Source organism: Acidithiobacillus sp. TH-A35 (assembly GCF_057473505.1).
Genome location: NZ_JBYCKR010000186.1, coordinates 1 through 10,281 on the forward strand (window position 1 = coordinate 1; position 10,281 = coordinate 10,281).

Genomic DNA, 10,281 nt, shown 5'->3' on the forward strand with positions numbered 1-10,281 from the left:
CCTCAGGGGTGCGCATTGCCTTGGATGACATCGGCAGCGCCTATTCCTCGCTCCTGCGTCTGAAAGCCCTGCCGGTAGATGAAATCAAGTTGGATCAAGGTTTCGTGCGCACCTTGGAGCAGCACCCGGAAGATCTGTATTTCGTGATTACGATGCAGGAACTCGCAGAAAACTTCGGGGTCAGTCTTGTAGTAGAGGGCGTGGAAACGGATGATATATTGGATGCGCTGACCATGCTGGACGTGGAAATGTTCCAGGGTTATGCCATCGCGAGGCCCCTGCCCTTAGAGGCGTTGCTCCAATTCTTAAGGCATCCTCCTAAGACGCAACGCGAGCATCCAACGAGCCTTCTCGGGCTCTATGCCGAGCTAATCACCCATAACGCAGTCTTTAAAAATGCCATTCGGCACGATCCGCAGCTGGTGAGCTATATGCCTCTGGCAGATGTGAGCACTTGTCATATCACAAAGGATCTACAGCGATTAGGGATTGCAGAGGGTAGCACCATAGATCTTCTGCATAGAGAGTATCATCGGGCTATGGTAGCCATGAATTTACGAATCATAGCCGCGCCTAAAGAGCACGACTGGAGTTCAGTGCAAACAGCAGAACGTCATCTGCTGGATGCCGTGATCGCGGAATACAAAAAAATAAAGGGCAACTAACCAAATCGCGGTTGGTTTTTCAGCGTGTACCGCCTGCCCAAAGGCTAGATGGATCTGCTTGGACCACCGCGATGAGTTTCCTAGAAAGTGAATGACCGGTTACGCTGCAAAATCGGCCATTAGTCACCTTAATCAAGCTGCGTGGCGTTCAAGCACTTGATAACAGGACCTCCCGATGCGCTTCAATCGTTTCAAGGTGCGGATGGGCCACTTCATGCCCGACTGGCGTCATCAACGGCATCAGTTCAATCCTCTGCCGGTGCGGCAGGAGAGGTGATGTCACGCATTGCGCGACCGCTCCATACAGTCCAAAATCCACCCCTACACGAGGGGGACCCATGTTTGACAATCTGACCCAGAAACTGACTCAGACCTTCAAGAACTTGCGCGGCCAGGGACGGCTGAGCGAGGATAATATCCGCGACGCACTGCGCGATGTGCGGTTGGCGCTGCTGGAGGCCGACGTAGCCCTGCCGGTAGTCAAAGACTTCATCCATAACGTCCGCGAAGAGGCTATGGGTGAAGCCGTGGTCAAGAGCCTCACGCCGGGGCAGGTCTTCGTCAAGATCGTCAATGATGAGCTGGTGAAGTTGATGGGGGCGCACAATGATCGCCTCGATCTCAGCGCCCGTCCCCCGGCGGTGATCCTGCTCGCGGGCTTGCAGGGCTCGGGTAAGACCACTACCAGTGCCAAGCTCGCTCTGTGGCTCAAGGATAAAGAAAAGAAGCGCGTGCTGATGGTCAGTACCGACGTCTACCGTCCTGCCGCCATGGAGCAGTTGGTGCATCTCGGTAAAGATATTGCGGTGGATGTGTTCCCCTCCAGCCCCGACCAGCAGCCGGTGCGCATCGCCCAGGATGCGGTGGAAGCGGCCCAGCGCGGCGTCTACGACGTACTCATCGTCGACACGGCGGGGCGTCTGCACGTGGACAGTGAGATGATGGCCGAGGCGCAGGCCCTGACCGCGGCGGTCAAACCGGTGGAACTGCTTTTCGTGGTCGATGCCATGACCGGCCAGGACGCGGTGAATACCGCCAAGGCCTTTAACGATGCCCTGCCGCTGACCGGCGTGATCCTCACCAAGGCCGATGGTGATGCCCGCGGTGGCGCAGCGCTGTCGGTGCGGGCCATTACGGGTAAACCCATCAAGTTCATCGGTATCGGTGAGAAAATTCGCAAGGGCCTGGAACCTTTCTATCCGGATCGCATGGCCTCGCGCATTCTGGGCATGGGCGACATCGTCAGCTTGGTGGAGCAGGTCCAGCAGGATGTGGACGAAGATCAGGCCCGGAAAATGACCGACAAGCTGCGCAGCGGCAAGGGCTTCGATCTGGAAGACTTCCGTGAGCAGTTGCGCCAGCTTGAGCGCATGGGCGGTATGGCCAGTATCATGGATAAGCTGCCCGGCATGGGCGAGTTGCCCGCCGAGGCGCAAAGCGCCATGCAGGATGGCAAGTCGATGCGCCGTCTGGAGGCCATGATTAATTCCATGACGCCCGGCGAACGGCGGCATCCGGACATCATCAAAGCCTCGCGACGGCGGCGGATTGCGGCAGGTTCCGGGACGACCGTCACCGAGGTCAACCGCCTGCTTAAGCAGTTCGAAATGATGCAAAAGATGTTCAAAAAAATGGGTAAAGGGGGCCGGGGGCTCAGCCGTTTGCTGGGGATGAATCCCAAATCGATGTTGAAGGGCGGTTTACCCTTCCGTTAGAGCTTGTTTTTAGTTACGATACGCGCCTTTCTCCCGCACAGTGGGAGGGGATCATGGTTAAGGAGAACACATGGTAGTCATTCGTATGGCCCGGGGCGGCGCCAAGAAGCGGCCTTTTTATCACATTGTGGTGACCGACAGCCGTAGCCGTCGGGATGGTCGTTTTATTGAGCGCCTGGGCTTTTACAATCCCATTGGCGCAGTAGCCGAGCTGCGGATCAACAAAGAACGCGCCGCTTACTGGTTGAGCCAGGGTGCCCAGCCGTCCGATACCGTCGCCGGCTTTCTGAAGAAAGAAGGCGTGAGCAAGACGGGTGTCGCCAGCGCCTGATGCCGGGGAGTGGGTGGTGCTGGGGCGTGTCTCCGGCATCTATGGTGTGCGCGGTATGGTGAAGGTTTTTTCTTTTACCGAAGAGCGCGACACCATCCTCGACTACTCGCCCTGGTATCTCGGCCCGGCCCGGCGCCCTTGGGTGCTGGAAGACGGGCGTATGCAGGGCGAGGGTGTGGTGGCCAAGCTTAAGCAGGTAGATGACCGTGAGCAGGCGCGTGCCCTTATCGGGCAGGAGATCGCCGTGCTCAGGGCCGAATTGCCTGATCCGGGAGCAGGTGAATTTTACTGGAGCACGCTGACCGGGTTGCGGGTACTGAACCGGGAAGGTGTCGCTCTGGGCACCGTGTCTGCTTTCCTGGAGACTGGGGCGAATGACGTGATGGTGGTCGGCGACGGCAAGGGTGGTGAGCTGCTCATTCCGTGGTCGGCCGAAGCGTCTGCAGGTGTGGATCTGTCCGCCGGGCAGATTATCGTGGATTGGCAAGCCGACTGGTGATGCGTTTCGACGTCATCACCATTTTTCCGGGGCTGATCCACGGTTATTTGCAGGAGGGCATTGTCGGCCGCGCGTTGACCCGCGGGCTGATTGAGGTGCAAACCTGGAACCCGCGGGATTTCAGTGACAGCACCTACCGGCGGGTGGATGACCGCCCTTTTGGCGGCGGGCCGGGCATGCTGATGATGGCGCCGCCTTTGCTGGCGGCTATCGCGGCAGCGCGGCAGGCCAATCCGGGGGCGCCGGTGATTTACTTGTCGCCCCAGGGGCAGCGCTTGCAGCAGCAGGCGGTGCAGGATTTCGCGGTGTTGCCGGGCCTGATTTTACTGGCAGGCCGCTATGAAGGCATTGACGAGCGGGTGCTGGCAGCGGTGGATGCGGAATGGTCCATCGGCGACTACGTGCTGGCAGGTGGTGAGTTGCCGGCGCTGGTGCTGATGGAGGCGGTGGCGCGGCAGTTGCCGGGTCTGCTGGGTCATGCGGATTCGGCGGCGGAAGATAGCTTTGCGGCGTCCGGCTTGCTGGATTGCCCGCATTATACCCGACCCGAAGTGGTGGCTGGGGAGGGGGTTCCGGAGGTGCTGCTTTCCGGAGATCACGCACGCATCCGCCGCTGGCGTTTGCAGCAGTCGTTAGGACGCACCGCCGAGCGGCGCCCGGATTTGCTGGAGCAACGGGGGCTGCAGGCTGGTGAGAAAGCATTATTGGAAGAGTATCGCCGTCAGGGCGGCGAAACGCAGTAATACTAGGCTAAGGAGTTGGGCATGAACATCATTGACGAAATTAATCAGGAACAAATGAAGTCGGAACTGCCGGCTTTTGGTGCGGGTGATACGGTCGCTGTTCACGTGAAAGTGAAGGAAGGCGACCGCGAGCGCATCCAGATTTTTGAAGGTATTTGCATTGCCCGCCGTAATCGTGGCCTGCACTCTGCTTTCACGGTCCGCAAAATCTCCAACGGTGAAGGGGTGGAGCGCGTTTTTCCCTCTTATTCGCCGCTGGTGACCAAGGTAGAAGTGAAGCGTCGTGGTGATGTGCGCCGCGCCAAGCTCTACTATCTGCGTGACCTCTCCGGTAAGGCTGCACGCATCAAAGAAAAGCTGGGCTGATGCAGCCTGACGCGGCACTCGGCCATGGCCGGGTTCGGGTTGGATGAGGGAGTGCTGACGCCGGGTTCGAGGGAGATCCTCGAACACTGGCGTTTTGCTTCTGTACCTGAGCGGGAAATCCTCTGGGCCGATTCCGCTCAGCGCCTGGTCTTGCGCGCTGCCTGGCAGCAGAGTTTGTTGCCGCACTGGTGGGCCGCCGCCGCAGATGCGCAGGCCCTGCAGATTGTGGCGGACACCCTGGCGCTCCTCGCTGATGCGGAGTCTTTGCCCCCTGCACTGTTGGCGACTGCCTTACAGGTGCAGGAGGCATCGCTGGTGAAGCCGGCAGCCATGCTGCCCGCTGCGCTGAGGTTTGAGGCCGCCAACCCCATGCCCCTGGACATGGAGGCGGACACCTTCGCCAAGGCTATTGAAGACGGTGATCTGGAGACGCTGGCGCCGCTGCTGTTCAGTATGGCGGAGGACGATAACGCCAGGCGGATTGTCCTCAACCGTCTGGCCCAGCGCCTGGCCGATGATAACCACGCCCAGGGTCTGCGTACCATCCTGTACGGGCAGTGGCATGACGCCGCGGCTGATCTGTCTGCCCGGCCTTTCTCGCTGGGCGCCCTGGCGCTTTTGCAGAGTCACTGGAAACTGCCTGCTGGGGTGGCTGTGGTGGTCCCAGAGGGGCGTGCCAGTCGCGATCCGGCCATAGATAAACCGCTGCTCCATGCCCTGCGGGATCGCGATCTGCCTGCCTTCATGGGGCGTATCCGCGCCCTCGGCGACCAGCCTTTGGACGCCATCCGTCAGCTCTTCCTGACCGTTACCCTGATGATCATTGAGGGCGGTGGCGACAAGGATCCCCTGCCGCTGATTCGTCTCTATGTCTGGCTCGGCAGTTTGTTGGCATTACCCCACCGGAGTTTGCGGCAGGCGCGGAAAGTGTTGTTCAGTGCTGCGGCTACCACTTTTGGCTTTGCCGGATGGAAGCGTCAGGAAGACTGGCCGGACTTCAGTACGCTGGCCGCTTATCGTGAGCGGGCAGCACTGGAGCCGGTGCCTGCGCCATTCAGTTGGCAGGGGGCTTTGTATGCCGCGGCGTCCGGCTCTGGCCCGCAGTGGTGGTTACAGGTGGCCGAGCGCGGTGTGGCACAGGGTGGACCGGCAGGCTTCTGGTCCCTGTGGCGCACTACGCAGCGCGCCGGATCCTTGACGGGAGGACCGTTGGCATGGATTCATCCTCTGGTAGTTACACGCCTGTTTCTGGACTGACCCGCTGGCGTTCTGACGCGCTGTTTTACCACAACTGGGCGATTCGATGACTACAGCCGCCGCGTCTGCTGAGCGTCAGCAGATAGATACCTTTCTCGACGCCCTGTGGCTGGAAAAAAACCTCGGTGAAAATACCCTGACGGCTTATCGCCAGGATCTGCTGCAGGTGGCGGTCGCCCTCGCAGGGCAAGGGCTGACCCTGACCACAGCCGATGAAGGTGCTCTGGCGCGTATACTGGGACAGAAGCTACAGTCAGGAGCGGCTCTGCGCTCCGTGGCTCGCCTGCTCTCCAGCGTGCGCCGCTTCTACGGTCATGCGGAGCGGGAGGGCTGGGTGCCTCGTGATCCCAGCCGTAATCTGCAAAGTCCCCGCCTCGGCCGGGCGCTGCCCCATGTCCTCAGTGAAACCGAGACAGAGGCCCTGCTCGCCGCCCCTGATTGCACTCGTCCTCTGGGACTGCGCGATGCAGCCATGCTGGAGTTGATGTACGCCTGCGGTTTGCGGGTGTCGGAGCTGGTGAATCTGGAGACGCGCCAGGTAGACCTCAGCGCCGGTCTGGTGGTGGTCTTTGGTAAGGGTCGCAAGGAACGTCTGGTGCCCATGGGAGAAATGGCCGCTGGACGCATGGCGCAGTATCTGCAAAGCGGTCGTCCGCAGATATTGGGCGAACGCATCAGTGCTGCCGTTTTCGTGACGGGACGCGGAGCCGCCATGACCAGGCAGCGTTTCTGGCAAAACATTGAGCATTACGCCCATGTCGCGGGGATTACCCAGACCGTCTCTCCCCACGGCCTGCGTCATGCCTTCGCCACCCATTTGCTGAATCACGGCGCGGACCTGCGCAGTGTGCAATTGATGCTTGGCCACGCGAATCTCTCCACCACGGAGATTTATACCCATGTGGCGCAGGCGCGTTTGAAGGAATTACATCAGAAGCATCACCCGCGCGGGTGATGCCTGTATTGTCGCGCCTCTACTTCTTAGGCAGCGTCACCACCACGTAGATGCTGGCTTTGCCCTGCCGCACCAGCAACGGGATAGGCTGGTCAGCGGGCAGAGCGGCGACAATGTGCTCCAACTGGGTGGGACTGTTGACGTCCTGCTGATCAATCTGCTGGAGGATCATGCCCGGCATGATCCCGGCTTCCGCTGCCGCGCCTTCACTAACGCCGACCACCACGACACCATGATGCACGTCCAACTGCTTCTCAATGCTGGGGGTCAGCGACTGGACATGGATGCCCATACGGGAGACTTTGCCCACTTTGGCCGCCGTGGAAGGTTCCTGGCTGCCGGAAGGCCCTTCCATGTTTTTGGGTAGGGCGGTAATCAGGACATCTTTGGTTTCCGCTTTTCCGCGGTGGAGGATGCCGACCTTGGCCTGCGTCCCCGGCAGGGTATTGCCAACCATAGGCGGTAACTGCCCGACATTGTACACCGGCTTGTTGTCATAGGTGACGATGACGTCACCGGGCTTGATGCCTGCCTTGGCGGCCGGGCTACCCGGCATGACGGAGGCGATAAGTGCGCCCACCGGTTCTTTGAGGTGCAGTGCTTGCGCCATTGGCGGCGTGACATCCTGCACTTCGACGCCCAGATAGCCGAACTGGATCGCTTTGTGGTCCTTGAAGTCCTGCACCACCCGCATCACGGTATTGATGGGAATCGAGAAGGACAGACCCATGTAGCCGCCGCTGTTGGTGTAAATCTGATCGTTGATGCCAATCACCTGGCCCTTCATGTTGAAGAGCGGTCCGCCGGAGTTGCCGGGATTGATGGGCACGTCGCTTTGGATGAAGGGGATGTATTCATCATCGGGCAGTGGACGGTTCATGGCGCTGACCACGCCCTGAGTCACGGTGTTATAGAAGCCGAAAGGCGCGCCGACGGCGAGCAGCCATTGGCCAACCTTCAGATCGTCGGAGTTGCCGATGGGCACGGTGGGCAAGTCCTTGGCGTCGATTTTGAGCAGTGCCGTATCGTAACGCACCGAGAGACCGATCAGCTTAGCCGGATAGGCATGATGGGTGGTGAGGGTAACGACGATATGGTTCGCGCCGCGGACGACATGACCGGCGGTGACGATATAGCCGTCGGGACTGATGATGAAGCCAGATCCAAGAGATTGAATTTTTTCATGTTGCTGGGGGTTTGAACCATGTTGTCCGGGAGCCATGAAGTGATGAAAAAACTGATAGAAAGGCGAGTTTGGCGGAAAAGGGTTGGTCTGCTGGTGAATGACCTTATTCGTGGTGCTGCTGATATTCACTACCGCCGGGCCGTAACGGTCGATAATCGGGGTGAAATCCGGCAGCGCGACCAGCGCCTGCTGGGGGGCCGTATTGGTGGCGATGGACAAGGCGGGCGAGGTAGGGGCATCGGCATGTGCCCACTCCGTCGCACCCAGTGAAAAACCAAAACATGCCGCTACGACGGCAGTGACTACCAGTTTGGGGCGCTTCAACATCGAATTCGGGCGATTATTCGCCATAGGACTCTCCTTCGGGATTTTGTCTTGCAGCTCGGTACGTCCTGGGTTGGACTCTGGGAAAAGACCGGGAGTTCCGGCCAACCGTTACAACATAACACATAAATCTCAACGAGAGACGGTGGCGGATAGCAACGCCCTCAGTGCAAAGCGCGGGACAGGCGGGACCGGTAGCGTTCCACCAGAGGCCCCTGATTACCCTGCAAAGCGAATATCTTCAGTACGGTTTTGCGGGCCAAGCCGTCCTGATAGTTTTTGTGGCGTTCAACCATCTCGATGAGCTGGTCCAGGGCCGCCTCTTCCTGCCCTTGCAAAAGAAGGAGCAAGGACCGCTGATACATGGCCTGCGCACGGAGATCGCCCTTTTCGCTGGCAATGGTGGCTTCCAGTTCGGCCATGGGCGGTGCGCTGCGGGCTGTCTCGGTGAATTCCAGCAGGGCTTTCAGTCCCTCGACCTCAATTTCCATTTGAAAGGTGGGGGACATGGCGTCGATCTGCGCCTGGGCGTCGGCATGGCGGCCCTGCTGGATGGCTAAGTGCGCCAGCGCCAGGCGCGCAGGATCGTTCCTGGGGTTGAGGCCGATGGCCTGTTCCAGCAATTGTTCGGCCTCTGCCGCCTTGCCCTGGGCAATGGCGTCAAGGGCCTGCACGCGAAGATCGTCACCCGGCAACGGCAGGTTTTTCTTGATGAACTGGCGCACGGCGGATTCGGGAAGCGCCCCCGTAAATTCATCGACGACTTTACCATCCTTGAAGGCCTTGACGGCCGGGATGCCGCGTACCTGATACTGGCGCGACAGGTCGGCGTTTTCGTCAGAATTGACCTTCGCGAGCACGAAGGCGCCGTCCATCTCCGCCGCCAGTTTTTCGAGGACCGGACCCAATGCCCGGCAGGGCGCGCACCAGGGCGCCCAGAAATCGACCAGTACCAGTACCTTCCGGGATAGCCCTACAACGGCTTCCTGAAAATTACCGAGGTTCACTTCGAGAACGTGCCCATTGACTGTCATACGAACTCCTGAGAGGAAGAGGTGAGAAGAAGAGGATAGACCGCACTGCCGTTATTTACCGTTTCAGGTGTGGTCAAAATGGGGCGTTTTCAAGGCGCGGCTGGTTTCCGGGGCGGTTACTGCTGTTCAGCTTTAGCCAGGGCGTCCAGCACGGACTGGAGCAGACTACGCCCGAGCGGTCCCATGCCGCGCTCCAGTTTGAGGCGGTCGTACTGGCCCCGGGAGAGGGGGCCAAGGGCCGCGCCCATGCGCGCCATATCGCCGCCGGCCCGCTGCATCTGACTGGCCATACGGCCCAGCCAGGCGAGGGCTTCCGGCTCACCGCGGCGGGCGGCGAGGATAACGCTGGCCAGACCGGGCGCGGCGAGGGTGGGATCAGCCGGGTCTCCGGCTTTGGGCAAGGTTTCGGGATTCTGCAAGCCCATGAGGATGGATTCGATGATGGTACTGTCTTCTTCGTCCAGCCCCTGCAGCAGGCCCAGCTCACGTTGCCCGGCCAGAATCTGGCGGATGATGGCGACCAGATCGCCCCAGCCATTGGCGGTGGCGACGCGTAGGTTTTCTTCCAGCGGCGCCCGGAGATGGACATTCTGGCAGGCGGCGACGACTTGCAGGATGAGCGCCGCATGGGCGCTGCGGATCTGCTCTCGGCGTTCGGGGAGGACGGGCATGCGGTGAACTCCAGTCAATGGTTGCCGGTTATTTTGCGGTATTGGCTGCGGGTGTGCAAAAAGCTCAACGATTGAGATGTCGCGCCAGATAATGCCCGGTGTGGGACAGGGGATTGTGCGCCACTTCCTCCGGTGTGCCGGTAGCGATGATCTGGCCGCCGCCGGAACCCCCCTCGGGGCCGAGGTCGATGACCCAGTCTGCCGTCTTGATGACGTCCAGATTGTGCTCGATAACGACGATGGTGTTGCCCGCGTCGGCCAGCTTCTGCAGCACATCGAGGAGCAGGGCAATGTCGTGGAAGTGCAGCCCGGTGGTGGGTTCGTCAAGGATGTAGAGGGTCCGCCCGGTGTCGCGACGGGAGAGTTCCCGGGAGAGCTTGACGCGCTGTGCTTCGCCACCGGAGAGGGTGGTGGCCGACTGGCCCAGACGCAGATAACCCAGGCCCACATCCAGCAGGGTCTGCAATTTGCGGGCGACGGGGGGGACGGGGTCAAAAAAGGCCCGTGCATCCTCCACCGTCATCTCCAGAACGTC

The 10,281-nt window shown here is 60.3% G+C and carries 11 protein-coding genes and 1 pseudogene; 8 read left to right on the forward strand and 4 right to left on the reverse strand.

Going from position 1 to position 10,281, the window contains the following annotated elements; all coding sequences use genetic code 11:
* The 8 genes from AC2VNK_RS06390 to xerD all read left to right on the forward strand — a co-directional run.
* On the forward strand, positions 1-665 hold a 665-nt coding region (locus AC2VNK_RS06390; RefSeq protein WP_486883214.1), incomplete at its 5' end, for an EAL domain-containing protein.
* 338 nt (positions 666-1,003) lie between these two features.
* Positions 1,004-2,380 (forward strand): signal recognition particle protein, encoded by a 1,377-nt coding sequence (ffh, locus tag AC2VNK_RS06395; RefSeq protein WP_486883215.1) that lies wholly within the window; start codon positions 1,004-1,006, stop codon positions 2,378-2,380.
* A 70-nt stretch (positions 2,381-2,450) separates the two neighbouring features.
* Complete coding sequence (gene rpsP, locus AC2VNK_RS06400; protein WP_215893491.1) at positions 2,451-2,711, forward strand: 30S ribosomal protein S16; 261 nt, start codon at positions 2,451-2,453, stop codon at positions 2,709-2,711.
* A complete protein-coding gene (rimM, locus tag AC2VNK_RS06405; RefSeq protein ID WP_291522024.1) occupies positions 2,695-3,210 on the forward strand; it encodes a ribosome maturation factor RimM in 516 nt (171 codons plus the stop codon). Before rpsP ends, rimM begins: the two co-directional genes overlap by 17 nt.
* The gene (gene trmD / locus AC2VNK_RS06410) at positions 3,210-3,953 is read left to right on the forward strand and encodes a tRNA (guanosine(37)-N1)-methyltransferase TrmD (RefSeq protein ID WP_291522026.1); all 744 of its coding nucleotides are present in this window, start codon (positions 3,210-3,212) and stop codon (positions 3,951-3,953) included. The genes rimM and trmD overlap by 1 nt, the downstream gene beginning before the upstream one ends.
* A 21-nt stretch (positions 3,954-3,974) precedes the next feature.
* Complete coding sequence (gene rplS / locus AC2VNK_RS06415) at positions 3,975-4,319, forward strand: 50S ribosomal protein L19 (protein ID WP_291522028.1); 345 nt, start codon at positions 3,975-3,977, stop codon at positions 4,317-4,319.
* 24 nt (positions 4,320-4,343) lie between these two features.
* Positions 4,344-5,576, forward strand: coding sequence for a hypothetical protein (locus AC2VNK_RS06420; protein ID WP_291522030.1), 1,233 nt, complete (start codon positions 4,344-4,346; stop codon positions 5,574-5,576).
* Positions 5,577-5,622: 46 nt separating this feature from the next.
* A complete protein-coding gene (gene xerD, locus AC2VNK_RS06425) occupies positions 5,623-6,531 on the forward strand; it encodes a site-specific tyrosine recombinase XerD (protein WP_291522032.1) in 909 nt (302 codons plus the stop codon).
* Positions 6,532-6,550: 19 nt separating this feature from the next.
* Here xerD and AC2VNK_RS06430 read toward each other — a convergent pair whose 3' ends face one another.
* The 4 genes and pseudogenes from AC2VNK_RS06430 to AC2VNK_RS06445 form a co-directional block, all read right to left on the reverse strand.
* Entirely contained in the window at positions 6,551-8,068 is a 1,518-nt protein-coding gene (locus tag AC2VNK_RS06430; protein ID WP_486883216.1) for a Do family serine endopeptidase, read from the reverse strand.
* A gap of 137 nt (positions 8,069-8,205) precedes the next feature.
* Positions 8,206-9,075: a thioredoxin gene (gene trxA, locus AC2VNK_RS06435; protein ID WP_486883217.1), complete on the reverse strand. Its 870-nt coding sequence runs from the start codon at positions 9,073-9,075 to the stop codon at positions 8,206-8,208.
* A 116-nt stretch (positions 9,076-9,191) separates the two neighbouring features.
* Positions 9,192-9,746, reverse strand: a complete 555-nt coding sequence (locus tag AC2VNK_RS06440; RefSeq protein ID WP_486883218.1) for a hypothetical protein — start codon at positions 9,744-9,746, stop codon at positions 9,192-9,194.
* A 64-nt stretch (positions 9,747-9,810) separates the two neighbouring features.
* Positions 9,811-10,281 (reverse strand): annotated as a pseudogene (locus AC2VNK_RS06445) (excinuclease ABC subunit UvrA); the annotation flags it as partial.

What these genes read in the sequence shown, in the direction of transcription:
- ffh (WP_486883215.1), top strand. Translation starts at nt 1,004, where the DNA reads ATGTTTGACAATCTGACCCAGAAACTGACTCAGACCTTCAAGAACTTG.
- rpsP (WP_215893491.1), top strand. Translation starts at nt 2,451, where the DNA reads ATGGTAGTCATTCGTATGGCCCGGGGCGGCGCCAAGAAGCGGCCTTTT.
- trmD (WP_291522026.1), top strand. Translation starts at nt 3,210, where the DNA reads ATGCGTTTCGACGTCATCACCATTTTTCCGGGGCTGATCCACGGTTAT.
- rplS (WP_291522028.1), top strand. Translation starts at nt 3,975, where the DNA reads ATGAACATCATTGACGAAATTAATCAGGAACAAATGAAGTCGGAACTG.
- AC2VNK_RS06420 (WP_291522030.1), top strand. Translation starts at nt 4,344, where the DNA reads ATGGCCGGGTTCGGGTTGGATGAGGGAGTGCTGACGCCGGGTTCGAGG.
- xerD (WP_291522032.1), top strand. Translation starts at nt 5,623, where the DNA reads ATGACTACAGCCGCCGCGTCTGCTGAGCGTCAGCAGATAGATACCTTT.
- AC2VNK_RS06430 (WP_486883216.1), bottom strand. Translation starts at nt 8,068, where the DNA reads ATGGCGAATAATCGCCCGAATTCGATGTTGAAGCGCCCCAAACTGGTA.
- trxA (WP_486883217.1), bottom strand. Translation starts at nt 9,075, where the DNA reads ATGACAGTCAATGGGCACGTTCTCGAAGTGAACCTCGGTAATTTTCAG.
- AC2VNK_RS06440 (WP_486883218.1), bottom strand. Translation starts at nt 9,746, where the DNA reads ATGCCCGTCCTCCCCGAACGCCGAGAGCAGATCCGCAGCGCCCATGCG.